Here is a 26,257-nt window from a genome sequence, read left to right on the forward strand (position 1 = left end):
GCCCCCTTCTGGGGTGCGGGGCAACGCCCCGCGCGCGCACGCCCGTGCCCGTTTCAGTCGACGAGCCCCTCGCTCGCGATCTTGAACCACGATCGCGTGGGCTTCTTCTGCTCGCGCGAAACGAAATCGGCCATGCCGGCGAGCACGGTGGCCGTGCGGTGGCCCTCCATCTGCTTCGGGTGCTTCTGGCCCTGGTCGAGGTAACACCGCAAAAGCCGCGCGTCGTCCGTCTTCGGCAGGGCGGCGACGTTGCGGATCCATTTCGACCACACCTTCGGGTCGAGCAGGTATTGCTCGACGTTCGACACGTAAAACGTGCTCACGCGGAGGTCGTTTTTCTGGAGGAACGCGGCGATGGCGGGCAGGGCGCCGTCGCCCGCGAAGTCGCCGACGACGGGGACGACGCGGCCCTCGCGCTCCATGCGCTGGACGAAGCGGAAGGACGCGTCGGTCGCGAGGAAGCCGCGCCTCTTGCCCGCGGGATCGGCGGCGACGAGCAGCTCGCGCAGCGAGGGGTATTTGCGGCCCGAGCTCTCCTTGAGCTCGAACCGGAGGTCGATCTGTTTGTCGAAAAATACCTGCGTCATCCGCGCGAGCGCGCGCTTGTCCTTGTCCCCGAGCGTGACGCCGTAGGCCTCCTGCATGCGCTTCATGGCGCGATCGACGGTCGTCGCGAAGAGCTCCGGGTCGGGCGCCTTCGCCTCGGCGTGTTTCAGGACGGCGTAGATGTCGGCGTCCTCGGGCGGGGCCGTGGCCGCGTCGTAGGGCCTGCCGACGAGCAGGGCGAGGAAATGGGAGCGGCTCTCGGCCTCCTCGAAGAGGAACCGGTAATAGAGGTGCTGGAGGAGGTTGTCGCGCCGGATGTCGACGATGAAGGCGAGCCGCGGGCGGGTGAGGGCGAGGTACGTGAAATTCTGCTCGGGCCCGACCCCGATGTAGACGCCCCCCTCGGGCCGCGCCGCGAGCGCGTCGGCCGTCTGGAGGTACGAGGTCTCGTTCGAGATGAGGTTGTCCGAGATGAAATCGCCCCCCGGCTCGGACAAGGTGCGGACCAGCTCACCAAAGGGGCCGTACGCCGGGGCTACGGGGGCAGAGGCGGGGACGACCGCGGAGGCGGAGGCGGGAGCGGCGGCGGCTGTGGAAGCTGCGGAGGCGGCTGCGGAGGGCGCGGGCTCCTTCCTGGGCGGGTCGCACGCGGTGGCGACGAGCAGGGCGAGGGCCGGGGCGAGGCAGGGGAGCAGGCGCGGGGTCTTGGGGGCCATGGCGGACCGGGAACGTCTCGGCGGGCGAGCGTCGTCCAGGGCGTCGAGGGTCCGATGGAACCACGCGGGATGTCAAGGCGTGGCGAGGGGCGCGCGTGGGGGGATCTTGGCCGCGTGCCCACGTTGTGCCATGAAAGCCAGCGCTGCCATGAAGAAGCCTCGCCGCCGCCGCTTCTCGATGATCCGTGACTTCCAGGTCGCGGATTTCTTGACACTTGGTAATGGGTTCGCGGGGACCGGGTCGATGCTGGCGACGATGAAGTACGTGGCTTCGGGCGACGTGACCTTCCTCCGCCTCGCGTTCGCGCTTTTCCCGGTCGCGCTGCTCTGCGATTTCCTCGACGGCCGCGTGGCGCGGGCCCGGCGCGAGGTCTCGATGCTCGGTCAGGAGCTCGACTCGCTCGCGGATCTCGTCTCGTTCGGCGTGGCCCCGGCCGCGCTCGCGTTCGGGCTCGGGATGCGCGGGGGCTGGGACGCGATCGCGCTCGTGTATTTCGTGGCCTGCGGGATCTCGCGGCTCGCGCGGTACAACGCGACGGCGGCCTCGCTCGCGGACGAAGGCGGGAAGGTCAAGTATTACGAAGGGACGCCGATCCCGACGAGCCTCGCGCTCGTGGCGCTGTTCGGCGCGCTCGCGTCGGCCGATCGTATCGGCGCGGCGCTGCCGGGCGGGGCCGTCATGCTCGGGCCGTGGGAGCTGCACCCGCTCGTCCTGCTCTTCGTGTTGAGCGGCAGCGCGATGATATCGAAGACGCTGCGCATCCCGAAGCCCTGAGCCGCTGATCCCCTGATCCCCGTCCTTTTGTTCAGGGACAAGTTTTCAGTGACGAAAACAGGGACAAGTTTTCAGCGGTAGAATCTGTCCCGAACTTCTTCGATCGAAAGTTTTGCCGGGCGCGATCCCCCATTGTAGTTGCTGGGGTATCCACATGCTCGAGCGCGCGATTCGACCGCTCCACACCCCGTCCGCAGTTCCCCTCCCGTCCGTCCGCCCCGGGCCCCTCAAGGCCCGTGGAAAGCCGCGTCCGGACATTCGCGAGATCGAGCCGGGGACGGCGAAACCCTTCATCAAGTGGGTCGGCGGCAAGAGGCAGCTCCTCCACGAGCTCGATCCGCGTATTCCGTCGCGCTTCAATACGTATCACGAGCCCTTCGTCGGGGGCGGCGCGCTGTTCTTCCACCTCCTGCCCGAGCGCGCCGAGCTCAGCGATACGAACGAGCGGCTCGTCCGCACGTACATCGGCGTGCGCGACGCCGTCGAGGACGTCATCGGCCTGCTCGCGTCCTACCCGCACGACCGCGATTTCTTCATGAAATTGCGCGCGAGCGACATCGACACGAAGACGGACGTGGAGGTGGCCGCCTGGTTCATTTACCTGAACCGCACCGGGTTCAACGGGCTCTACCGGGTGAACCGGCAAAACCAGTACAACGTGCCGTTCGGCGATTACCAGAACCCCACGATCTGCGACGCGGAGAACCTCCGCGCCTGCGCGCGGGCCCTGAAGCACGCCACGATCCGGCACGCGTCCTTCGAGGACGTCGCGTCGCGGGCGCGGGCAGGGGATTTCGTGTATTTCGATCCGCCGTACGTGCCGCTCTCGGCCTCGTCGAGCTTCACGTCGTACACGAGCGGCGGGTTCGGGATGCGCGAGCAGCAGAGGCTCCGGGACGTGGCGCGCGAGCTGAAGGAGCGCGGCGTGCGGGTGCTCCTGTCGAACTCGTCGGCGCCCGAGGTGTATTCGCTCTACGGGGACGGCTTCGAGCTCGCCGCCGTGGGCGCGTCGCGGGCCATCAACTGCAAGGCCGCCGGGCGCGGACGGATTCAAGAGCTCATCATCCGGTAAATTCGGAAAAGCTGCCCCGTGCGTCCCGACCCAGGGCTCCCGGTCCCGGACTCCGAGCCCGATGAGAGGCGTATGCGCGCCGTTCTCCCGCACCACCGTCCAGGCACCCTCGTGCTCTCCGCGTCCGCGTGGGAGACGATCGAGGCGCTCGTCGCCGGCGAAGGCGTGACCGACGAGGCGTTCGACGCGCTTTATCCCGACGACGTCCGGGAGCACTCGTCACGCTTCTGGACGCCCGTCTCCGTCGCGGCGCGGGCGGCCAAGCTCTGCGCGCCGGAGGGGCGGGTGCGCGTGCTCGACGTGGGCGCGGGGGTGGGGAAGTTTTGCCTCGTCGGCGCGCTCGTCACGGAGAGCATCTTCGTGGGCGTCGAGCACAGGCAAAAGCTCGTCGACGTGGGCCGCGAGGTGATCGCCGCCGTGGGGGCGAGGGGCGCGAGGCTCGTGCACGGGACGTTCGAAGACATCGATTTTTCGTACTTCGACGCGCTTTATTTCTACAACCCGTTCGAGGAGAACCTGGTCGCGCCGTCGTTCCAGATGGACCGCGAGGTCGCGCTCTCGCTGGAGCGGTTCCAGGAGGACGTGACGCGGATCGAGGCGGCGCTCTCCGCGGCGCCGCCCGGGATGCGGGTGGTGACGTACCAGGGGTTCGGCGGGAAGATGCCGCCCGATTACGAGATCGTGGAGGAGGACGTCGAAGGGACGGCGCTCCTCCAGCTCTGGGTGAAGCAGGAGCACCGGCCGCACCGGATCCCGCCGTCGCGGCGCTAGCGGGATTTGCTCCAGAACGCGACGACGTCGTCGGGCGTCTCGTGTTCTTTCAGCACGGAGAGCTCGTCGCCGTCATGACCGAGCACGAGCGGCAGGCCGCGGCTGCAATGGCGCGACCACATGCCGAGCGTGTAGGCGCCGACGTCGTGGAGGAGGACGAAATCACCCGGATCGATCCGCGGCAGGACCGTGTTGTGAGCGATGACGTCGCCCGAGAAGCAGAGCGGGCCGACGAGGGTGACGCGCTCGGTCGGCCCGCCCTTGGGGCGGCCCTCGGCGTCGAGGACCGCGATCTCGTGGTGCCATTCGTCCGGTCGATAGGCGCGGCGGACGAGGAGATCGGCGCCGAGGTGGATGACGGCGAGCCGCTCGTCCCCGGCCTGCTTGACGTATTCGACGCGGCTCGCCGCCCACCCGGCCGTCGCGTGGATGGCCCTGCCAAACTCGGTCACGAGCCCGAGATCCCCCGCGAAGAGCCCGGGGATCCGGCCCTTCAGCGCGTCGACGTAGGCCGAGAGCGGGATCGCCTCGTCCTCGGGCCGGTAAGCGACGGGCAAGCCGCCGCCGAGATCGAAGGCGCGGACGCGGCCTCTGCCGGCGCGGCGCTCGATGTCGTCGCGCAAGGAAAAGACGCGGGCGACGCCCTCGACGAGGCGATCGAGCGGCATGCCTTGCGAGCCCACGTGGACGTGTAATGCGCGCAGGAAGGGGTGCGCCTCGAACGCGGCGAGGATCTCGGCCCGCCGCTCGATCGGGACGCCGAACTTCGAGGAGCGGGTCGCGACGCTCGTGAGCGCGATGGAGCCGCCGCCGACCTGCGGATTGACGCGGAGGCCGACGAGCGGCGGCTCGGACGCGCCGATCGAGGACGCGATTCGATCGAGCTCGTCCATGTTGTCGATGTTGATCCGGACGCCGAGCGCGAGGGCCTGGGCGAGCTCGTCCCGGGTCTTCGCGGGCGAGTCGAAGACGATACGCGAGGCCGGGCAGCCGGCCGCGAGCGCGAGGCGGACCTCCTCGAACGAGGCGGCCTCGAGGCCCGCGCCCGCCTGCACGAGCGCGCGGAGGAGCTCGACGACGGGGTTCGCCTTGATCGCGACGGCGTGCAGCGTGCCCTCGGGGAACCGCTCGGCGAGCTCGGCGAGCCGCGCGCGGACGCGGCCGAGGTCGTGGAAGAGGGCGGCAGTCGTGTCCTTCGAGAAGAGGCCCTCGGCGATGGCGCGGCGGAGCACGGCGGAGGCGTCTTCGACGCGGGTACGCTCGATCCAGCGGCTCATCGGGCTCGTGGTAGCCGGGCGTCGGTGCACGTCAAGCGGCGCTTGCCGGTTGCAGGGAGGACGAGGGCACGATATCGAGCCGACCATGACCGCTCTGCCCGAGGCGCTCCTCGCCGCCGTCGCCCGCGATTTCCCGGCCGATTTCCTCTCGGTGGATCCTTCCGACCTGGCCACGTTCGGCCGCGACTGGACGAAGGTGCACGAGCCGCGCCCGACCGCCGTGGCCTTGCCGCGCACGACGGACGAGGTGTCGCGCCTCCTGCGGCTCTGCACGGCGTTTCAGGTGCCCGTCGTGCCCTCGGGGGGGCGGACGGGGCTCGCGGCGGGCGCGGTGGCGGCGCAGGGCGAGGTCGTGGTGTCGCTGTCGCGGATGCGGCGGATGAACCCGGTGGACGTGCTCGGCGGGACGGTGCGCGTGCAGGCCGGCGCGGTGACGGAGGAGGTGCACCGGCACGTGGCCGAGCACGGCTTGACCTGGCCCGTGGATTTCGCCTCGAAGGGATCGAGCCAGGTGGGCGGGAACATCGCCACGAATGCGGGCGGCGTGAAGGTGATCCGCTACGGGCTGACGCGGCAGTGGGTGCTCGGGCTCGAGGTGGTGCTCGCGAGCGGAGAGGTGCTCGAGCTCGGCGGCGCGCTCGAGAAAAACAACACGGGGATCGATCTGCGGCAGCTCTTCATCGGGAGCGAGGGGACGCTCGGGATCATCACGGAGGCGACGCTGAAGCTGACGCGGCTGCCGGGCAAGCTCGACGTGCTCCTGTTCGCCGTGCCAAACCTCGCGGGCGTGCTATCGCTCTTCAGGGAGGCGCGCACGGGGCCGTTCGTGATCACGGCGTACGAGTTCTTCACGGAGAAATGCATGGCCCGCGTGCGGCGGCACCGGAGCGTGCGGGAGCCGCTCTCCTCGCCGAGCGAGTATTACGTGCTGCTCGAGGTGGAGCGGGCCGAGCCGGAGGCGCTCGAAGGGTGGATCACTTCGCTCTTCGAGCGGGGCGTGGTGACGGACGGGACGCTCGCGCAACACGCGGGCGAGGCGGCGGCGATCTGGGCCTTGCGCGAGGGGATCAGCGAGAGCCTGAGCGCGACGGGGATGCCCCACAAGAACGACATCGCGCTGCCGATCCAGGAGCTCGAAGGCTTCTGCGCGGAGCTCGAGAGCGTCTTCGAAGCACGTTATCCGGGCTGGGAGATCGCGCTCTTCGGGCACATCGGCGACGGCAACCTGCACGTGAACGTGATGAAGCCCGACGCGATGGAGAAAGCGGCGTTCCTCGCGCGCACGCACGAGGCCGATCACACGATGTTCGATCTCGTCCGCAAATACCGCGGCTCCATCTCGGCGGAGCACGGGATCGGGCTCCTCAAGAAGGATTACCTCGCGTATTCGCGATCGGGGACGGAGATCGAGATCATGCGCGCGATCAAGCGGGCGCTCGATCCGCTCGGGATCATGAACCCGGGGAAGGTGTTCTGATTCAGTAGACGACGCGCGTGCGAATGTTCGAGGGCAAGGCCTGGATCCGGCGGCTCACCTCGGCGGAGACGTCCTGCTCGAGGTCCATGATGAGGTAACCAATCGCGCCCTCGGTCGCGAGGAACTGCGTGTCGATGTTGGCGTTGAGGTCGGCGACGACGCGGTTCACGTCGCGGAGCACGCCGGGCTCGTTGCGGTGCACGTTCAGGATGCGGTGCGTTCCCTTCACCGGCGGGAGCTCGACCTGCGGGAAATTCACCGAGCCCGTCGTCGCGCCCATCGCCGCGAACTTGCTGAGCACGGCCGCGACCTCGCGCCCGATCGCCTCCTGCGCCTCCTCCGTCGAGCCGCCGATGTGCGGCGTGAGCAGGACGTTCGGCAGGTTCTGGAGCTCGGTCTTGAACTTGTCCGTGTTCGACTCGGGCTCCTCGGGGTAGACGTCGATCGCCGCCCCCGCGAGATGACCGTCCTTCAGCGCCGCGACGAGCGCCGGGATGTCGACGACCGTGCCGCGGCTCGCGTTGAGCAGGTAGGCGCCCTTGCGCATCTTCGCGAGCTCGGCCGCGCCGATCATCTTGCGCGTCTCCGGCGTTTCGGGCACGTGCAGCGAGACGAAGTCGCTCTCGGCGAGCAGGGTCGCGAGCGAGGGGACAGAGCGGTTGTTGCCCATCGGCAGTCGCGCGGCGATGTCGTGGTAGAACACGCGCATGCCGACGGCCTCCGCGAGCACGCCGAGCTGACGGCCGATGTGCCCGTAACCGACGATGCCGAGGACCTTGCCCCGGACCTCGTAACATTGCGCCGCGACCTTCTTCCACACGCCGTCGTGCACCTCGCGCGACCGATCGCCGAGCTGGCGGGCGAGCGCGATGATCTCCGAGATCATGAGCTCGGCGACGCTGCGCGTGTTGCTGAACGGCGCGTTGAAGACCGGTACGCCTCGGGCGTTCGCCGCCACGAGGTCGACCTGGTTCGTGCCGATGCAGAAGCAGCCGACGGAGAGCAGGTCGTGAGCGTTTTCGAGCACACGGGCCGTGACCCGGGTCTTGCTGCGGATGCCGAGGAGCTGGACGCCCGGGAGGGCCGCGATGAGCTCGTCCTCCTTGAGCGCGCCGCTCTTCCGCGTGATGGCGTAGGTGCGGCCCTCGCCGAAGGCGTTGAACGTCTCGGTGGCGCTCGGGTGGATGTTCTCGAGCAGCAGGATCTGGATGGTGTCGCGGGTCTGGGCCGCCGGGGCAGGCATGGTCATGGCGCGTCCTCGTTCGGGGGCGCATGTCTACCGCATGGGCGGGCGCAGGCCAGCCTGAAAACCACCCACCCCCGGCTCGCTTCCTTTCGTTCGATTCCTTCGACGCGACGTTTGCACGAGGTACCCCTGAACTGGTAAGAAAATGGCCATGCAACGTGTCGTTCTCTTGTCGGCCGCGACGGCCGCGCTTTTCATCGCCTGCGCAGCGCCGCCTCGCTTTCAGGACATGCGCACGCCGTCCGGCGAGTTCTGCACGGATATGCCCATCTTCGCGGGCAAGACCCAGCCCGATCGCGAGTTCCATCGCCTCGAGCCGGTCCAGAGCGAGCCTTCGGCCAAGACCGAGCCGGAGCGCCTGCGATCGCTCCGCAAGGCCGCCTGCTTCGCGGGCGGCGACGCGGTGATCGAGGCGGTCGAGGACGAGATTCGCCTGCCCGACGCCTCCTACGGCAAGGTCGCCGCGGGGACGGCGATCGTGTGGACGCGACGGGAAGGCGCCGCGGCCAAGCCGCTCGATCTCGGCGCCAAGACCGAGGAGGACAAGCCCGCGGGTGAGCCGACGCCGCCGCCCGAGGCCACGGCGCCGAAGGAGCCGAAGCCGGTGGACACGTCGGTCGAGGTGAAGTCGCCCCCGCCGACGCCGACGCCGACGCCGACGGCGACCGCGGCGCCCGCGCCCACGACGACGTCGACGGGCACGACGACGAAGACGAAGACCACGACGAAGACCACGACGAAGAAGTAGCCGCCCGCCCAGGCGTCACGGACGAGGTCGCGCGCGAGTCCTCCGCGAGGGAGGGCCGCACGTGGCCTCGTTTCATTTGAGGACCAAGGTTCCTCCCCACGCCTGCGTCGAGGCGTGGGGAGGAGCGCGGCTCAGCGTGGAGCCGTGGGCTGGCGCGGGGTGCCGGGCTTCGGCGACGAGGGCGCGGCCTCCGGCGCCTTCGCGCCGGGTTTGTCCTTCCCATCAACCGGTTTGTCCGTCCCCTCGGCGGGTTTGTCCGTCCCGTCGGGCGCCTCGGGCGTGGGTTGCGCGCCGGAGCGATCGAGCGTGCTGCCCGGCAGCGTCCCCTTGCGCGGCTCGAGCACGCCGCTCGACTTCGGCAAGGTGCCGGCGCTCGGGAGCGTGCTCGCGCCGTTCAGCACGCCGTTGTTGTCGAGCACGCTGCCGTTGTCCAGCGCGGAGTCGCGCGGGGAGAGCACCGTGTCGCCGCCGCCGACGGCCCTGCCGGGCGCGCTGCCATGGCCCTTGATGCGGAAGACGACGCGGCGGTTCGTCGCGGTCATGAACTTGCAGTCTTCCGAGAGCTCCTCGTCCTTCCCGAGGCAACCGGAGTCGTCGTAGACGGGTTTGGAGTGACCGTACCCCTTCGCCGTGATCCGCGAGGGATCGATACCCTTCTGGATCAAGTACGCCCGGACGCTGTCCACGCGGCGCTGGGACAGGTTGATGTTGTACACGTCGCTCGCGCGCACGTCCGTGTGGCCCTCGATCTCGACCGAGCGGATCTCGGGGTTGTTGATGAGGACCGTGACGACCGCGTCGAGCACGGACTTCGAGTCGTCGAGGATGATGTCCTTGTCGGTCGCGAAGTGGACCGGATCGAGGATCTTGATCTCGTCTCCCTTGATGAACGCGCCCGGGCAGCCGCCGCGGCCGCCCGCGGTCATCGGGCACTTGTCTTCACGATCCGGCACGCCGTCGGCGTCGGAGTCGGAGTCGGGGCAGCCCATGTTCTGCGGCACGCCGGGCAGCTCGGGGCAACGATCGGCCTCGCCGATGAGGCCGTCATGATCGGGATCTTCGCTGTCGATCTGCTTCAGGCGATCGATCTCCTGCTGCTCGCGCGACTTCGACGGCTGCCACGTGAGGCCCGCGAACGCGCGGAAGACGGGCGCGCCGAACCCGCAGTTCGCGCCGAACGTGCCGCCGACCGTGAGCGAGAAGCCGCTCGCCCACTGCCAGCGCATCGCCATGAGCGCCTCGGCCGGGACCTGCGACGGGCTGTCGGGGAACTTCACGAGCGAGACGGAGCCGTACACGCCGCCGAGCACGGACCAACCCCAGCGCTGCACGACGTACATCTCCGCGCCGATGCCGAAGTTCGCCATGTCGCCGACCTTCGTCCCGGCAAACTGCCGATCGGGCCGGAACCAGATGCCGCCGTTCGCCGTGACGAGCAGGCCGAAGTTGAAGCGGTAATCCGCGACGAGGCCCATGCCGCCGGAGACGGCGCCGTCGCCGGCGAAGGCGTTCTGGTCGCCCGTGGGCAGGTTCAAGTTGCCCGTGAGCGCCATGCCGAAGCCCTCTTTGATCTGGGCCTTCCGGTTCAGGTACGGGATCGCGATCTTGGTGTTGAAACGAAGATCGCCGAGCGCGTTCGGCGCGATCTCGCCTTCGGTGCCGAGCGGCCTCAGGTTGTCGGACATCTGCCAGGCGACGAACGGCATCGCCATCGTGACGTCGAAGATGTCGAAGAAGCCGATACCCGCGAGGCCCGTGACCTGCAGGCGCGCGCCGACGGCGCGGATCTCCTGGCCCGTCGTGATCGCCGCGACCGCGAGCGGATCGAGGCCGATGTCCGTGTAGATGCCGAAGGTCGGCGAGAGGTGGCCGATGACCTCGGACTTCTGGATCATCACGAGATCACGCGGCGCCGCGGAGGGACGGAAGGTCTGCGCGTCGAAGCGCCCTTCCTCGGCGGCCTCCGCGGCCAGAGGCGCCGCGGCGAGCGTCGCGAGCGAGAGCAGGACAGAGATGGATCGCTTCACGGCTCACCTCGAAGGCGGCGCCCCAGCAGGGCAAGAATGGCGAGAGCGAGGAACGCGGCCCCGGGCGCGCCGCCACCATGTCGGCCGGGCCTCGCAGAGCATATCGTGGCGAGCGTTCCACCGCAATCGACGCCGTCGGGCATGGGGCCGAGGGCGCACTCCTTCGCCGTCTCGCTTTCATTCCAGCGGCAGTGCTCGTTGCCGAGGCAGTCGACGTTGGCCTTGCAGGAGGGCGTGCAGGTGTTGGTGGAGAGGTTGCACGTGCCGCCGCAGGGGCAGTGCGAGTCGGCATAACAAGCGACACATTCGTCGCCGTCGCAGTGCGGCTTGTCGGGCGCGCAGCTCAAGAGGCAGCCCGCGCTCATCGTGCAGGTGTGGGTCACGGGGTCGCAGGTGGTGCCGTCGCCACATTGCGAGTCGTCGGTGCAGCGCACGCACGCGGCGACGGACGCGTTCTGGCCGAAGCAGAAGGGCGTGTCGCCGCCGCAGCTATCGCAGCGCAGGCCGCAACGTTTGTCGCGGGTGCAGGGCGTGCAGGTGCCGCTCAGGCAGAAGGCGCCCTCGGCGCAATCCATGTCGTGGCGGCACTCGGCGCACGCGGTGCCGATGGGCCCGGGCAGGCAGAAGGGGTACCGAGGCTGGGTCGTGCCGTTGATGACGATGGTCTCGAGCGCGGTGCAGTTGACGCAGCCGTCGCCGCAGCACGTCGGCGTGTTGTTCTCGGGCAGCGTGCCCTGGCAGCGGCCGACGGAGAGGTTGCAGATGCCGCCGCCGCACTCGGCGTCCGTGGTGCACTCGACGCAGCTCGGATCGCCGTTCGTGTCGAGCGGGGCGCACTTCATCTGCTGGCCGTTCGCGCCGTTCGGGCAGCAGTTGCAGGAGGCGCCGGCGCACTCGGCGCTCGTCGAGCAAGGCTCACACTTGTTCTCGACGCACGCCTCGCCCTTGGGGCAGTCGGTGTTGTCGTTGCACTCGTCGCAGGTCTTCGTGTCGGGGTTGCAGGTGAAGCCGCCCGCGCAGTCCGCGTCGGTGCGGCAGCCGGCGCACTGGAGGTTGCCGTTCAGGTTCACGCAGAACGGCGTGGCCTCGTCGCAGGGCGAGCAGGTCGGGCCGCAGAGCGTGTTGGTGTCACAGGGGGCGCAGAGCGCGGCCGAGTTGCAGTAGTACCCGTTGTCGCAGCCGCTGTTCCCCCCCTGATCGGCGAACTCGCGCCTGCACTGCTTGCAGACGCCGAGATCATCGTACGAGGGGTTGCCGCTCAGGGTCTGGAAAAACGCGGTCGAGGGGAAGGCCGTGAAGCTCAGATCGTTCAGCTTGGTGATCGGCGGCACGTTCGCTTCTCGCTCGAAGTCCACGAAGTCCCCGATGAAGTAGGACATCTCGAGCGCTGCGTGCTCGGTGAGCTGGACGTAGAGGATCTCGATCGGGTAGAGGCCGGCATTCTGGAAGGTGACCTGGTTCGTCAAGCGCCACGTGGCCGCGCCGAGTACGGGCGCGCGCGTGACGACGTTGTAGATCCCCTTTTGCTTGTCGTAGATGGTGAGGCTGACGGCGTCGTCCGAGTAAAACCCGAAGTGAATGGGCTGGTTGACCCAATTCGCGGGGACGTTGAGGTAGCCACGCAGGCGGCTGCCGAACCTCGTCGACGTGTCGTTCACGAAGAAATCGCAGCCGCCCGTCTTGCAGCCCTGATCGAGAGCTACGTCGATGAAGTCGCCGTAGCTCACCTTGTCGATGCTGGCGTTGTTGTTGGACAGATCGAGCAACGTGCGGATGACGTGCTCGGTGCGATCGACGGCGTGGGCCTCGATGAAGGCATTGACCGCGCCCGTGTAGTTGTCGACCACGTCGCCGAACTCGTTCACGCTCGCCGCGATCGCCGACGCCGCGCAGAGGCCCGTTCCCAGGCCGTCCAGCGGGTCCGACACGCCTTCGGGGATCGTGACCGGCGCAGCGCTCGCGACGCGAGGAGCCATCGCGGCGAGGGCGACTGAAGCAAGCAGGATTCGTCTGAGGTCCATGGCACCGTCGGCCTTCGCGCCGCACTGCGCGGCACAGCCGCGACCCTACCATGAACCCTGTGATCCAGACAAGATCCGGGCCTCACCCGCGCGCCGGGGAGAAGACCGCGCGCGGGCAGGAAATCTCACATCGTGATCGCCACGTGTGTTCGCGTCAGAACCACTCGGGTCGTACGCGATCGTAAGAGTCTTCCCCGCTGCGGCAGAGCTGCGCGAGGTAGCCGACGCGCGCGAGCTCGGTGCGAATCCAGTACTGCGCGGCGGACGCGATGCCCTCGTAGAAATCGTGATCCGCCGGGCGATCCTGCCGGCTTCGTTGCGCGGCGGCGGCGAGGCGCAGCCACGTCCAGCCGATCACCGTGGTCCCCGCGAGGTCGAGGTAATCGGCGCTGTGCAGGAGCATGCCTCGGACGTCACCCTGCGCGCCGAGGGCGCCGAGGTGCAGCGTGACCTGCCGCATGGCCATCGCCGCGCCCTCGACGCGCCCGACGAGATCGGCGCTCACGCCGGCGTCCCGCGCGCCGTCGCAGGTGGCCGCGATCTCCTCGAGCAGCGCCGCGAACGCGGCCCCGCCCGCCGTCGGGACCTTGCGGCCGAGCAGGTCGAGCGCCTGGATGCCCGTCGTGCCCTCGTGGATGCTGTTGAGCTTCTGATCCCGCAGCCAGGCCTCGGGCAGGTACTCGCTCGTGTAGCCGTAGCCGCCGAGGATCTGCACGGCGAGCGTGTTCGATTCGAAGCCTCGCTCGGCCGGAAAGCTCTTGGCGATGGGCGTGAGCAGGTCGAGCAGCATCGCGGCGCGCCCACGCGCCTGCTCGTCGATTCCGTGCTCGGCGAGATCCGAGAGGCGCGCGGTGAGCCCGAGCAGGGCGAGGCTGCCCCACGTGATGGCCTTCTGGCGCAGGAGCATGCGGCGGACGTCGGCGTGCTCGATGATGGGGATCTGCGGGGCGCGCGGGTCCTTGTCGCCGAGCTTGCGGCCCTGGGGCCGCGTCTTCGCGTATTCGAGCGACTCGTGGAAGGCGACCGAGGCCGTGGCGGCGCCATTCATGCCGACCATGAGCCGGGCCTCGTTCATCATCTGAAACATGTACGAAATGCCGCGGTGAGGCTCGCCGACGAGATAACCATGGCAATCACCCGCCTCGCCGAAATTCAGGGCGAGGCTCGGCAGGCCGCGCCAGCCGATCTTGTGGATCACGCCGGCGACCTCGACGTCGTTCGGGACGAGTTTCCCCGCCTCGGGACGTAATCTCGGGACGGCGAAGAGGCTGACGCCCTTGATGCCGGGCGGCGCGCCGTCGATGCGGGCGAGCGTGAGGTGGACGATGTTCTCCGTGAGGTCGTGATCGCCGGCCGAAATGAAGATCTTCGAGCCCTTGACGAGGTAGTGCCCGTTCTCGGTGGGGGTGGCGCGGGTCTCGACGTCGCTCAGGCTGCTGCCGGCCTGGGGCTCGGTGAGGGCCATGGTGCCGGTCCACTCGCCGCGATAAAGCGGGCCCATGAAGCGCTGCTTCAGGTCGTCCGAGCCGAACGACTCGAGCAGGCGCGCGGCGCCCGTGGTGAGGCCGAGATACGCGTACGCCGAGAGGTTCGCCGCCATGAGGTAACTCGTGGCGAAGGAGGCGACGGTGAGGGGCAAGGTCTGGCCATACGCCTCGGGCGGGCGCGTCGCCGACAGGACGCCGAGCTCGACGAGGCGAGGATAGATGTCGTGCATGGCGCGGTGGACACGCACGCGGCCGTCTTCGAGGCGCGGTGGGGCCTCATCCATCGGCTTGTAGGCGGGGAACAGGACCTCGCGCGCGAGCCTGCGCGCGGCGCCGAGGTAGATGCCCACGGTCTCGCGCGTGTGCTCCGAGAAATCCGGCAGCGCGAGCAGGGCGTCGAGGTCGAGCACCTCGAAGAGGAGGAAGTCGACGAATCGATCGCTGACGAGGGGGTTCGTGGAGACGGAGGGCATCGCGCGGCGCACGTGACCCGAGCCGCGAGGTGGCGTCAAGGGTGGGGCGCGAAGGCCGAGGCGACGGGCGCGGCGGCGCGCGGCGCGAGCGACGTGGGCACGATGAACGAGGGATCGATCGGCGTGCCATTGACGAGCATCTTGAAGGCCGCGTAACGCGGGGCGCGCGACTCCCAGAGCGTGAAGCCGAGCGAGGCGTGGCGCAGGTCCTGCACCCAGGCCGCGAGGGGGCCGTCCCAGGCCGCGCCGAAGCTCGGGAGCGAGCGGGCGAGGCGGTCGTACTCGGCGATCGCCTCGTCGTGCTCGTGGATGATGCGGCGCACGGCTTCCATCATGGAGAGCCCGTGCTCTTCGCGGAGCGCGAGGATCACGTTGACGTAACCCGAGGCCCAGTCCTTGCCGAGGCTCCAGATGTCATTGCCGAGGCCGACGATCTTGCCGGAGAGCTCTTTCAAGGCATGCACCACCTCGTGCGCGTGAACGTCGCGCGGGAGCTCGACGCCGCGGGCGTATTCGAGCAGGTGACCCGTGGCGGCCATTCCAATCGTGTCGACCCGCGAGCGGAGCGCCTCTTCGTAGGTGACGCGGGCGAGGCCGGCGCGGCGCTGCTTCGAGGTGCGCGCTTCCTTCAGCGCGGCGTCGCTCCAGGCGTCCATGGCCTCGCAGAGGGTCTCCATCCAGGCGGGGCTCATGGTCGCGGCGAGCTCGCGCAGCAGGGCCGACCAGGTGGCGCCGAAGAGGGTGGTGACGCCCGATGCGCTCGGCTCGAGCACGGAAGGGCCACGAAAGGGGAACGTCCGCTCGCGGCCCTCGACGTCGACGTCGTCCCAGAGCAACCAGAGCGAGAGGTACTTCGCGAGCAGCAAGAGCTCGCGCGGCCCGGCGTGCGGGAACGGCATGCCCGCGTAATCGGCCGGCGCGAACGTGCGGACGATCCAGATCGAGCGCTCGCCGAAGCCGAGCTCCCGGAACCACGCGAGCGTCTCCTCCTCGATCCGCGCCGCGTGCACGTTCACCAATGGATCCGGCCACCAGTGGCGCGGGATCCCGAGCGCGAGGTCCGGCGCGCGTGGCGCCGTGATCTCCCTGGCAGGACAAACGGTGATGGCCTCGTCGAGCCTTTCGCTTGCTGCATGCATGTGCCGCCCCCCAAAATCGCTCAAGCGCTGCGCTGCATCGAATCTCGTCGCTCGACCTCGGCGAGCCAGGCGCGCGCCTCGGCTTCGCCCTCGAAAAACTTGATCTGCCCACGCAGATCGACGTGGAGCAATCGAATGGCTTTCGTTATCATGGAGACGACCACGCGGAGGTGAAAATCGGCGCCGAACACGGCGGTGGCGCGCGGGTTCAGGACCAGCATGCCGCCAACCGCGTGACGCCGCACGAGCTCCGATACCTGTCCCGTGCGAGACAGATCCACGAGCAAGTCGATGTGCCTTTGGCTCCGCGCGGTCGCCTCGAGCACCGCGTTCATCCCCGCGACGACGCGGGCGTCGAGATCCCCCACATACGTCACGAAGCAGGTGCCCGGCGGCTCGAAGCGCATCCAGCTCCGGCCAAAGTCGTATTGTATTTCTTGATCTTGAAGCACGTGAGAGCCTTTCGAGTTCCAGGCGATCGTCTGGGTCGCCCACGCTCGCAAGGTGCACGCGTCGTGCCGGGGCCGCTCGGCGGATCAGGACACCCGGGAATCGGTCGACGGACGGGAAATTCGAGTACGACAATCGAAGGCGTGCATGCGTTGCATGCGCGCAGCTTTTTGTCGTCGCCCGTGGGTACGGCCTGCACACCAGGTCCGGCCGCGACGTCCCGCGATCCGAAGGGATTTCGAGGGTTTCGGGGCGAGGCCCAAAGAGGCGTTCAGAACGTCATTCCACCACGACGCGCCACGCTCGCCACAGATCGAGGATCCGCGTGTGCATCGGGACGGCCTCGACGAAGCTCCGGGCATAGGCGGGATCCGCGATACGAGCGGCGCGCGCGAGCAGGTCTCTGCGGGCCTCGTCGATCGCGGCGCGGGCCTCCTCGGCCCTCCCGGCCGCCCGGAGCGCCTCGGCGCGCGTGAGCACGATACGCGCGTGCGCGCTCGTGTGCCGCATGCCGACCTCGGCCGTCTGCGCGAGCGCGAGGTTCGAGAGCGAAACCGCGCTCTCCGGGCGGCCCTCCGCGAGCTCGAGGACCGCGCGCCCCGCGAGCGCCCAGATGCGCCCGAGGGGCAGGAGCTCGACGAGGGGCGCGACCGCGGCGAGCAGGCGAGCTGCCGCGTCGAGATCCCCACGACGCAGGTGCGCTTCGAGCACGAAGTACTGCACGCTCACGCTGATCACGCCATCGCTGTCCGCCGCGGCTTGCTCGGCGATCGACGTGCCGAGCGTGATGGCCTCCTCGAGCGCGCCTCGCTCGACGAGCAGCGCGGCGCGGAAGCACCCCGCGAGCAACGCGGCGACGCTGCCCTCCGTCGCGACCGCGAGGGCGAGATCGAACTCGCGTTCGGCCTCCTCGTACGCGCCGAGCAGCACGAGGTCGAGGCCCACGTGGGCGCGGAGCAGCGGCAAGAAGCGTCGATCCCCCGAGACCGTGAAGTTCGCGATGGCCTCGCGCTCGACGCCGAGGGCCGCGAACGGGTCCCCCTCGGCGTAGCGGTGCCAGTAGCCGCGGGCGTAACCGAAGCGGCCGGCGACGGACGGATCGCGGGCGAGGAAGGGGCCGACGACCTGCTCCATGCGGGCGAGGAAGCGCTCGGCCATGGCGCGCTCGCCCATGACGAGCTGCGAGATCACGGCCGAGCTGTAGGCGAAGGAGAGCGCGGGGATGGCGTCCTCGACGGGCTCGATGCGGTAGAGCTCGGCCATGAGCGAGGCGAGGGCCTCACGCTTGCGCAGCAGGAGCGCGCTGCCGACGGCGGCGCCGAGCGCGCGGCCGTGCTCCTTGCTGCCGGGGCGCGCGCACGCGAGCGCCTCCATCGCCGCCTCGTAGGCGCGCGCCGACGAGCTCGTCCAGTTCCACGCTTCGGCCCGGATCGCGCGGAGCTGGGCCACGACGTCCTCGCGCCCGCTCGCGTCGATGCCGCGATCGGTGAAGCTCACGGCGGCCGAGAAATCACCGGCCGAGAGCGCGAGCTCGGCCGCGGCCGCGAAGAACTCGGCCGAGCGCTCCTTGTCGCCGGAGCTCTCGAAATGGTCGGCCAGGATCGTCGGATCCGTCTCGCCCGAGGCGAGCAACCACTCGGCCGCGAGCGTGTGCCCGCGGCGGCGATCACGCTCGGTGAGCATCGCGTACGAGCCCTCGCGCACGAGCGCGTGACGGAACGCGTACTCCTCCTCGCCGAGGAAGCGGCTCTCGCGGCGCCGCACGATGAACTCGCGCTCGCAGAGGCGATCGAGCAGGCCGACGCGGCCGTTCGGCAGGGACGCCTCGCCGATGAGCGCGGCCACGCCGCCCCACCAGAACGACTGCCCGAAGACGCTCGCCGCGCGTAACACGCGCCGCGCCTCGGGCTCGAGCGAGAGCAGGCGCGCCTCGACCATGCCGAGCACGGTCTCCGGCAGATCGCTCCCGCGCCCCTCGGCCACCGCGCGGATGAGCTCCTCGAGGTAAAACGCGTTGCCGGCGGCGCGATCGACGAGCCGCTGGATCTCCTCCTCGCTCGTGATCTCGCCCAGGAAATGCCGCACGAGCCGCTCGGCCGCGCGGCGCCCGAGCTCGCCGAGGCGCACCTCGAGCATCTCCCGCTCGGCCCAGATCTTCGGGAAGAGATCGTGCAGCTCGGGACGCGCGAGCGCGAGCACGGCGAAGCGACGATCCCCCTGCAGCGCGAGCGCCGCGTCGACGAGCTTGATCGAGGCGCGATCACCCCAGTGCAGATCCTCGAGCGCGACGACGAGGGGCCGCACGACGACGAGCGCCTCCACGAAGTCGAGCCACGCCTCGCGGATCCGATCGGCCATCAGCGCGGCGTTCTGGCGCGCGGCGCGTAGATCGGGCCGCTCGCCCTCCGCGGGCGCGCCGATCATCTCGCCGAGGAACGTGGTGACGCGCGCGTGATCGTCGCCCGTGACGTACGTCGCGACGAGGGCCTCGAGCTTGTGACGGCGCGAGGCCAGGGGCTCGCCGATGCCGATCTGGGCCATCGTGCGCAGGGCGGAGCCGAGGATCGAGAAGGCCGAGCCTGCGCCGATCGGATCGCCGCGTCCGATGGCGACCGCGGGCTCCACGGCGCCGCGGCGGAGCTGCTCGACGAGCTCGTGCCGCAGGCGCGACTTGCCCATGCCGGGCATGCCGAGCACGACGGCGACACGTGGCTTGCCCTCGTCGAGGCCCTCTTCGAGGAAGTCGCGCACGCTGCGCAGCTCGCGCTCGCGGCCGAGGTAGGGGCTCGGCTTGCCGAGCAGCGTGCGCGTCCCGGAGCCGATCTCGCGCTCGCCGCGCAGGAAGATCCCGTCCGCGCCCGCGCTCACGTCGAAGCGCACGTCGAGCAGCGCCTGCGTCGAGGCGTCGATCCGCACGGCGCCTGCCTCCTCGCCGAGGTCGAGCAGGGCGGCGGCGCGTTTCGAGATCGAGCCGAGCGCGAAGCCTTGGGACGTCTCCTCGCGCCCCGTGACGAGCACGATACGCGCCTCGGGGGCGAGGGCGCGTAGCCGGAGCGCAGCGCGCGCCGCGCGTGCAGCCTGATCGGTCGGGTTGCCGCGGCCGACGAGGCCGATGAGCAACGCGCCGCCCTCGATCTCCTCGACGCGCGCGCCGAGCGGCGCGATCTCCTGCTCGATCGCGGCGATACGCTCGCGCGAGAGGAACCTCGTGGGCAACTCTTCGCCGTCGGGCCGCGAGGGCGGGAGCGCGGCGACGATCGAGAGGAGCTGCCGTTCGCTGTCGGTGATGACCTCCGCGGACGTCGGTTGTGCTTCCGTCGCGTTGCCCTCGACGGGGCCGAGCGCGGCGAGAGCGCGCGCCACGGCGCCTGCGTCGGCGGGCCGGCCGCCGACGTCCTTCGAGAGCATACGCGCCACGAGATCGTCGAGGGCCTCGGGCACGTCGGGGCGCAGATCACGCACGCGCGGGGCCTCGGCGAGCAGGAGGCTCGCGAGGATCGCGAACGTGTGTTCACCCTCGAAGGCGGGCTGCCCGGTGAGGCACTCGAAGAGCACGGCGCCGAGCGAGAACACGTCCGCGCGCGCGTCGACGCCGGCCTTGTCGGCGCGCGCCTGCTCGGGCGCCATGTACCCCGGCGTGCCCACGATGGTGCCCGTCAGCGTCATGCGTCCGCGTCGGCGGTCCCGCGCGACGCCGAAATCGAGCACTTTTACGCGCTCGATCTCACCGCGCTCGAGGAAGAGGTTGCTCGGCTTGATGTCGCGGTGGACGACGCCGCGCGCGTGGGCGGTGGCGAGGGCGTCGGCGACACGCGCGGCGAGGTGGATGCACTCCTCGAGGCGCAGGCCTTTGCGGCCGAGGCGCGCGGCGAGGCTCTCGCCTTCGAGCCACTCCATGGCGAGCCAGGGCGCGCCGGAGGGGGCGGTGCCGTGGCCTTCGTACCGCACGATGTGCGGGTGCGTGAGGGTCTCGAGGACGCGGGCCTCCTGCGCGAGGCGCTCTTCGCTGGCGCGCTCGGACTCCCGGAGGAGCTTGACCGCCACGGGGTCACCGGTCTTCAGATCGGCGGCGCGGTACACCTCGCCCATGCCGCCCACGCCGGCCAGGCGCTCGAGACGGAAGCGCTCACCGATGATGTCTCCAGGGCGCATGCGCGAAGCCGGATTCTGACCCGGGAGGCACCGGGAGCCAAGCGGCGGCGCGTGACGGGGAGGGGTTCAGGTTGTCGGGGGCTTCCTGCGCGGGCCGATGGCCATGAAGTCCACGACCGACTGGAGCTCGGCGGCGAGGTCGGGCATGCGTTCACCCATGGACGAGAGGACGCCGTAGTACGCGAGGAACGCCTCCCACGCCTCCGAGCCGGCCTGCAGCCCGGTGTCCTCGGCGATCTGCAATGCGACGCGCAGCTCCTCCTCGATGGGCTGGAATTGCTTGGTGAGGGAGAGGTCGTTCTCGAGGCTGGCGAGGGAGATGGTCTTCAGGGAGACGTTGTGCTTCTTCGCCAGGTCGATCACGCGCTGGATGTGTTGCTCCGCGCCCCTGCGCTGCCGGAGAGAGCGCTTGCGCTCCTCGACGGTGAGCGTGATCCCGTGCGCCTGGAGCTTCGCCACGATCTCCTTCACTTGCGAGAGCAAGAGGGCGTGCTCCTCGGGCGTCAGGAGCGTATCGCCGACTTTGTTGTCCATGTTCGAAGGGTCCTCACTTTCAGGGGCAGGTTACCCCTCCTGGATGGGCGTTGCGAGCCTCTTGTACAGGCGATGGTTCGCCGATGATCGGCGGATGATCGGCGAGCGATCGGGGGATGGTTCGCCGATCACCGGGGAAGGATCGGCCATCGAGGGGCGAAGGATCGGTGACCGATCGGCGGATGATTCGCCGCCGATCGGCGGATGATTGGCTGATGATCGGCGGATGCTTGGCTGATGATCGGGGGATGCTTGGCTGATGATCGGGGGATGGTTGTCCGGTGGGGGGTGGAAGCTCGATTGTCGGGTGGCGAAGCTCCGTGGGAGCTTGCGTACGACTCAATCGGGGATCTCGGGCGAGCCGGGCCAGGTGATGCCGACCTTTTGAAGCCTGCGCTGGACGGCGTGCACGCGCTTCGGGTCGGGCGTGGGGTGAAGGAGCGTCTCGAGCTCGGCGGGGGTGAACTCCGTGGGGCCTTTCAGCCTTCGATCGACCACTGCGTCGATGATGGCGTGGGCGGGGGCGTCTTCTTTGCGGTTGTGGTTCGTCACGATCCACCCGGGGCGTGGATTGTACGATTCACACGACAGCGGTAAGAGGCGCCCGTCGTGGAGCAAGCCCCACGCGGCCAGGCGGGCGGCGCCGCAGGGCGACGGATCGTCGAAGAGCGTGCCGCCGACGCGATTGCCGTGAAGCCAGAAGCCCACGCCGGCCAGCTTCTCCCCATACACCACATCATCGTCTCTCGCCTCTCCCCTGGCGAGTTTGCCGACGGCCATCACGAACGCGGGCTCGAGCTCGGCGGGCAGCCCCGGCACGGCCCCGCGCACGTCGTCCGGGCCGCGGGTCACCGCGTCGAGCGAGAGGCCGAGCTGCTCGATCGGACCTTGCCCGGCCTGGTACGCGAGGCCGACGACGCCTGCCTCGTTCCACGCCACGACCTCGTAGTCTCCTTCCAGGTTGACGTTGTAGATGGCGCCTCGTTGGAGGTCGCCCTCCCACATCGCGCCCTCGGAGGCTGGATACCAAAAGCGCGAGATCCCCTCGAGCAGGTACTCCACGTACGCGCGCAGCGCGGCGCGCACGATGGCGTCTCGGTCGAAGACGAGGCGTCCGAAGTCACAGGTGACCCGTTCGATCATCGGTTTCGCCTAGACCTCGTGGGTCGCGGCGTCAACGCGGCTCGCCGCATGCGTCCGCCTACCGCGTCAAGGCGAGTAGGGCGGCACCTTGTTGATCTGATCCACCTCTTTGATCGGCGGGACCTTGTTCGTGAGATGTTGGTTGAGCCTCGTCGAGATGACGGCCGCGTTTTTGTACGCGTTCGTGCCCCACCGGCAACCGCGCGGGTCCTTCCTGGGCACCACGTGGTGCACCTGCGCGCGATCCGGATCATTTTCGGGCGTGTTTTTATCAGCCGGATCCAGGAGGACGAGCTTCTCCGTGCACGTCGTCGGCTTGCAGTTCTCATCGTCGCAAGGCCACGTGAAGCCCGCGAGATCGGAGTGGATCTTGCCGCCGTGCGCCTTGCGGTTGACCTCGAGGATCCACTTCCTCTGGCTCATGGTCTTGCCGTCGGCGCCGACCTGGCCGCTGGTACAGTTGAAGTCTTTCTCCGGCTTGACGGTCGTGACCTCGACCAGGTTCCGATACGGACCGTTCACCTCCGTCGGGACGGTCTTGATCTCGATGAGCGACGTCGCGAGCGGCGCGTCCTCGTAGGTGATCGGAATCTTGATCGCGGGATCCGGACCGACTTGCAGCGTGTAGTCACCGTTGCCGACGGGCTGACACTCGTAGCCTTCGTCGTACTCCGCATTCCCCGACACCTTGCCGATCTTCACGGCATCGGCGCACGCGGACTGCCAGGTCTTGTAGAAGCAGTTGAACGTGGGGATGGGGCCCGCGGACATGTAACAAGCGCTGCCGAACGCGGCGATGTACTCGCCCCGCAGCGCGCCGTTCTCCGTCGGGTTTCCCAGGAGCGGGATGCGGTACAGCATGCACGGCTTCTGCATCGGCTCCGCGCATTCGGTCGGCTCGTCGAGCGGGGCTTCGGGGAGAGCCGCGCACGCATCGAGAGGCCCCGGATCGAGCGGGCCTCCGCACGCTCCCGTCATCCATGCCCCACCAAAGCCCAGCACCAGCACGCCCAGCACGGCCGAGCGGCGTCTCGTCATGGCTTGCATGGAATGCAGAATCGCGAGTTGCTCGGTCGGGCGACAAGGGAAAACGAACCCGGATGGCTCACGATCGTGATACCTTTCCCCGCGCTGCTGCATTCATGGTCTTGCCCGCGCCAAACATCACATAAAGCGCCGGCAAAACCAGCAACGTGAGCAGCGTCGAGGAGAGGACCCCGCCGATGACGACAGTCGCGAGCGGGCGCTGCACCTCCGCGCCCACGCCGGTATTGATGGCCATCGGCAAGAACCCGAGGCTCGCGACGAGGGCCGTCATGAGGACCGGACGGAGCCTGCGCTCCGCGGCCTGCTCGACGGCGTCGCGTACCGGCATCCCGGCGCCGAGGAGCTGCCGCACGGTCGAGACGAGCACCATGTCCGCGAGGACCGAGACGCCCGACAGCGCGACGAAACCCACGCCCGCGGAGATGCTGAACGGCAGCCCGCGTAACCACAAGGCGAGGATCCCGCCGATCGCGGCGAAGGGAACACCCGTGAACACCCGCGCCGCGTCGAGGACGCGCCCGTAGGTGAAATAAAGCAACACGAAGATGAGCACGAGCGCGGCGGGGACGACGATGAGGAGGCGCTGCTCCGCGCGCTCGAGGTGCTCGAACTGGCCGCCATAACGCACGTAATGACCGGACGGCAATACGACCTTCTCGTCGATGCGCCGGCTCACCTCCTCCACGAAGGAGCCGACGTCGCGGCCTCGCACGTTGGCCTGCACCACGATCCGCCGCTTGGCCCACTCGCGGTGGATGGACGAAGGCCCCTCGACGAGGCGCAGGTGCGCCACGCTCGAGAGGGGGATCTGCGTGCCATTGGCAGCCGTGATCAGGATACGCCCGACGGCTTCGGCGTCCGTGCGATATCGATCGTCGAGCCGCAGCGTGATCGGGAAGCGTTTTTCCCCCTCCTGCATCTGGCCGACCTCGCGTGTCCCGAGCGACGCGACGACATCCAGCACCTCGCGCGCCGGGATCCCGTGGCGGGCGATCGCCGCGCGATCGACCTCGACCTGGAGGAGCGGCTGTCCCGTGACCTGCTCCGTCACCACGTCGGCGGCGCCCGGGATCACCTTCAGGACGGCCTCGATCTCGCGCGCCTTCTCCTTCAGGACCTCGAAGTCTTCCCCGAAGAGCTTCACGCCGACGTCCGAGCGGACCCCGGCGATCATCTCGTTCACCCGCATCTCGATGGGCTGCGTGAACACCATCCGCATGCCGGGCAGGTTCTCGAGCTCGCCCTGCATGGCGCGCACGAGCTCGTCCTGCGTCGCGCCGCGTTTCCATCGCTCCCGCGGCGTGAGCGTGACGAACACGTCCGAGAGCTCGATCCCCATCGGATCCGTGGCCAGCTCCGCCGTGCCGGTGCGCGTCCAGATACGCGCGATCTCGTCGGGGAACTTCTCCCGCAGGGTCTTCTCGATCTGGAGGCCATACCGTGTCGACTCGTCCACGGACACGCCCGCGAGGCGGATCGTATTGACCACGATGGCGCCTTCATTGAGCCGCGGGACGAACTCCGCGCCGAGCCGCGTGGAGAGCGCAATGGCCCCGCCGAGCATCACCACGGCCGCGGCCACGACGAGCCGCCTCCGGCGCAGGGCGAGCTGGAGCGCCGGGCGATACACGCGCAAGAGCGCCCGGACCACGATGTTCTCCCGCTCCACGATCCGGCGCGGCAGGAGGAAACTCGCGAGCACCGGCATGAGCGTGAGCGAGAGCAACATCGAGCCCGCGAGCGCGAAGATCACCGTCAGCGCCATCGGCCGGAAGAGCTTCCCCTCGACCCCTTCGAGGAAAAGAATCGGCAGATACACGATCATGATGATGAGCTCGCCGAACATCGTCGGTTTGCGCACCTCGAGCGCCGCGTCACGCACGACCTCGATCGTCGATCGTTCGCCCTCGTCCTCCGCGAGCCGCCGCGTCGCGTTCTCGACCATGATCACGGAGCTGTCGACGACGAGGCCGAAGTCGATCGCGCCGAGGCTCATCAGGCTGCCCGCGATCCCGAAGCGCAACATCAGGTTCGACGCGAAGAGCATCGAGAGCGGGATCGCCAGAGCGACCACGAGCCCCGCGCGCAGGTTGCCGAGGAACACGAAGAGGACCGCGACGACGAGGAGCGCGCCTTCGAGGAGGTTCGTCCGGACCGTCCCGAGCACGTGTTCCACGAGCTCGGTGCGGTCGTAGACCGTCTCGACCTCGATCCCGGGCGGCAGGCTCTTCTTGATCTCGTCGAGCCGCACCTTGAGCCGGGTCGTCACGTCATGGCTGTTCTCGCCCATGAGCATGAAGCCGAGGCCGAGGACGACCTCACCCTTGCCATCCGCGGTCACCGCGCCGCGCCGGATCTCGCGCCCCTCGACGACCTTCGCCACGTCGCGGACCCGGACGGGCACGCCCTCGTGCGCCGTGATGACCATGTCCTCGATGTCGCTCGGGCGCGTGGCAATGGCGATCCCCTGGACGAGCGTGGCCTCGCCGGCTCGATCGAGGCTGCCGCCGCCGACGTTCGTGTTGTTGCGCTCGATGGCCTCGGCGAGATCCGAGAGCGTGAGGCCACGACGCTGCAGATCCCTGGGATCAACGACCACGTGGATCTGCCGCTCGTCGCCGCCCCAGGCGTTCACCTCGGCGACGCCGCGGACCGAGCGGAGCTGCGGCTTGACGATCCAGTCGTGCGTGGTGCGCAGCTCGCTCAGGCTCTTGCCCTCGCCGGACACGATGTAATGGAAGACCTCGCCGAGCCCCGTCGCGACCGGCCCGAGGGTCGGCCGCTCGATCTGCGGCGGGAGCGAGACGCTCTGCAGGCGCTCCATCACGACCTGCCGCGCGAGATAGATGTCGGTCCCGTCCTCGAAGACGACCGTCACCTGCGACAGACCAAACCGCGAGATCGAGCGCACCTCGTCGAGGCCCGGCAGGCCCGCGATGGATTGCTCGATCGGCGCCGTGATCTGCCGCTCGATCTCGAGCGGCGAGAGCGCGGGCGCCACGGTGTTGATCTGCACCTGCACCGGCGTCGTGTCGGGGAAGGCGTCGATCGGCAGGCGATGGAAGGAGATCGCCCCGAGGATCACGACGGCGAGCGTGGCGAGGAGGACGATGAGGCGGTGGCCGAGCGACCACGTGATGATGCGGCTCAGCATCG

The 26,257-nt window shown here is 69.1% G+C and carries 18 protein-coding genes; 5 read left to right on the plus strand and 13 right to left on the minus strand.

What is annotated here, in order from left to right; all coding sequences use genetic code 11:
* Nucleotides 1–53: 53 nt before the first annotated feature.
* Nucleotides 54–1,262 carry an LIC_10091 family protein gene (locus GF068_RS27720; RefSeq protein WP_153822485.1) on the minus strand — a complete coding sequence of 403 codons (1,209 nt, stop codon included), beginning with the start codon at nt 1,260–1,262 and terminating at the stop codon, nt 54–56.
* 148 nt (nt 1,263–1,410) lie between these two features.
* Here GF068_RS27720 and GF068_RS27725 point away from each other — a divergent pair, with 148 nt between their 5' ends.
* The 3 genes from GF068_RS27725 to GF068_RS27735 all read left to right on the plus strand — a co-directional run bounded on the left by GF068_RS27725 (nt 1,411) and on the right by GF068_RS27735 (nt 3,880).
* On the plus strand, nt 1,411–2,037 hold the full coding sequence (locus GF068_RS27725) for a CDP-alcohol phosphatidyltransferase family protein (protein WP_153822486.1): 627 nt from the start codon (nt 1,411–1,413) through the stop codon (nt 2,035–2,037).
* A gap of 154 nt (nt 2,038–2,191) precedes the next feature.
* Nucleotides 2,192–3,109: a DNA adenine methylase gene (locus GF068_RS27730; RefSeq protein WP_153822487.1), complete on the plus strand. Its 918-nt coding sequence runs from the start codon at nt 2,192–2,194 to the stop codon at nt 3,107–3,109.
* A gap of 72 nt (nt 3,110–3,181) precedes the next feature.
* Entirely contained in the window at nt 3,182–3,880 is a 699-nt protein-coding gene (locus GF068_RS27735) for a class I SAM-dependent methyltransferase (RefSeq protein ID WP_153822488.1), read from the plus strand.
* On the opposite strand, the gene GF068_RS27740 is transcribed toward GF068_RS27735, so the two are convergent.
* The gene (locus GF068_RS27740; protein ID WP_153822489.1) at nt 3,877–5,157 is read right to left on the minus strand and encodes a type III PLP-dependent enzyme domain-containing protein; all 1,281 of its coding nucleotides are present in this window, start codon (nt 5,155–5,157) and stop codon (nt 3,877–3,879) included. The genes GF068_RS27735 and GF068_RS27740 overlap by 4 nt on opposite strands.
* 85 nt (nt 5,158–5,242) lie before the next feature.
* Here GF068_RS27740 and GF068_RS27745 point away from each other — a divergent pair, with 85 nt between their 5' ends.
* Complete coding sequence (locus GF068_RS27745) at nt 5,243–6,634, plus strand: FAD-binding oxidoreductase (RefSeq protein ID WP_153822490.1); 1,392 nt, start codon at nt 5,243–5,245, stop codon at nt 6,632–6,634.
* Between the two features lies 1 nt (nt 6,635).
* Here the strand turns inward: GF068_RS27745 and serA are convergent, their stop codons facing one another.
* Nucleotides 6,636–7,883, minus strand: coding sequence for a phosphoglycerate dehydrogenase (serA, locus tag GF068_RS27750; RefSeq protein ID WP_153822491.1), 1,248 nt, complete (start codon nt 7,881–7,883; stop codon nt 6,636–6,638).
* 148 nt (nt 7,884–8,031) lie between these two features.
* Here serA and GF068_RS27755 point away from each other — a divergent pair, with 148 nt between their 5' ends.
* Nucleotides 8,032–8,628, plus strand: coding sequence for a hypothetical protein (locus GF068_RS27755; RefSeq protein ID WP_153822492.1), 597 nt, complete (start codon nt 8,032–8,034; stop codon nt 8,626–8,628).
* Nucleotides 8,629–8,759: 131 nt separating this feature from the next.
* Here GF068_RS27755 and GF068_RS27760 read toward each other — a convergent pair whose 3' ends face one another.
* The 10 genes from GF068_RS27760 to GF068_RS27810 form a co-directional block, all read right to left on the minus strand.
* A complete protein-coding gene (locus GF068_RS27760; protein WP_338046595.1) occupies nt 8,760–10,655 on the minus strand; it encodes an OmpA family protein in 1,896 nt (631 codons plus the stop codon).
* A complete protein-coding gene (gene traA, locus GF068_RS27765; RefSeq protein WP_153822493.1) occupies nt 10,652–12,631 on the minus strand; it encodes an outer membrane exchange protein TraA family protein in 1,980 nt (659 codons plus the stop codon). The genes GF068_RS27760 and traA overlap by 4 nt, the downstream gene beginning before the upstream one ends.
* A 199-nt stretch (nt 12,632–12,830) precedes the next feature.
* On the minus strand, nt 12,831–14,636 hold the full coding sequence (locus GF068_RS27770; protein ID WP_153822494.1) for an acyl-CoA dehydrogenase family protein: 1,806 nt from the start codon (nt 14,634–14,636) through the stop codon (nt 12,831–12,833).
* 35 nt (nt 14,637–14,671) lie between these two features.
* A complete protein-coding gene (locus tag GF068_RS27775) occupies nt 14,672–15,775 on the minus strand; it encodes a terpene synthase family protein (protein ID WP_153822495.1) in 1,104 nt (367 codons plus the stop codon).
* Nucleotides 15,776–15,795: 20 nt separating this feature from the next.
* Nucleotides 15,796–16,227, minus strand: a complete 432-nt coding sequence (locus tag GF068_RS27780) for an STAS/SEC14 domain-containing protein (protein WP_153822496.1) — start codon at nt 16,225–16,227, stop codon at nt 15,796–15,798.
* A gap of 277 nt (nt 16,228–16,504) precedes the next feature.
* Complete coding sequence (locus GF068_RS27785) at nt 16,505–20,377, minus strand: serine/threonine-protein kinase (protein WP_153822497.1); 3,873 nt, start codon at nt 20,375–20,377, stop codon at nt 16,505–16,507.
* Nucleotides 20,378–20,443: 66 nt separating this feature from the next.
* Nucleotides 20,444–20,911 (minus strand): hypothetical protein, encoded by a 468-nt coding sequence (locus GF068_RS27790; protein WP_153822498.1) that lies wholly within the window; start codon nt 20,909–20,911, stop codon nt 20,444–20,446.
* 339 nt (nt 20,912–21,250) lie between these two features.
* Nucleotides 21,251–22,054 (minus strand): hypothetical protein, encoded by an 804-nt coding sequence (locus GF068_RS27800; protein ID WP_153822500.1) that lies wholly within the window; start codon nt 22,052–22,054, stop codon nt 21,251–21,253.
* Between the two features lie 66 nt (nt 22,055–22,120).
* A complete protein-coding gene (locus GF068_RS27805; RefSeq protein WP_153822501.1) occupies nt 22,121–23,092 on the minus strand; it encodes a hypothetical protein in 972 nt (323 codons plus the stop codon).
* A gap of 67 nt (nt 23,093–23,159) precedes the next feature.
* Entirely contained in the window at nt 23,160–26,255 is a 3,096-nt protein-coding gene (locus GF068_RS27810) for an efflux RND transporter permease subunit (RefSeq protein WP_153822502.1), read from the minus strand.
* Between the last annotated feature and the right edge of the window lie 2 nt (nt 26,256–26,257).

This window comes from Polyangium spumosum (genome assembly GCF_009649845.1).
GTDB lineage: Bacteria > Myxococcota_A > Polyangia > Polyangiales > Polyangiaceae > Polyangium > Polyangium spumosum.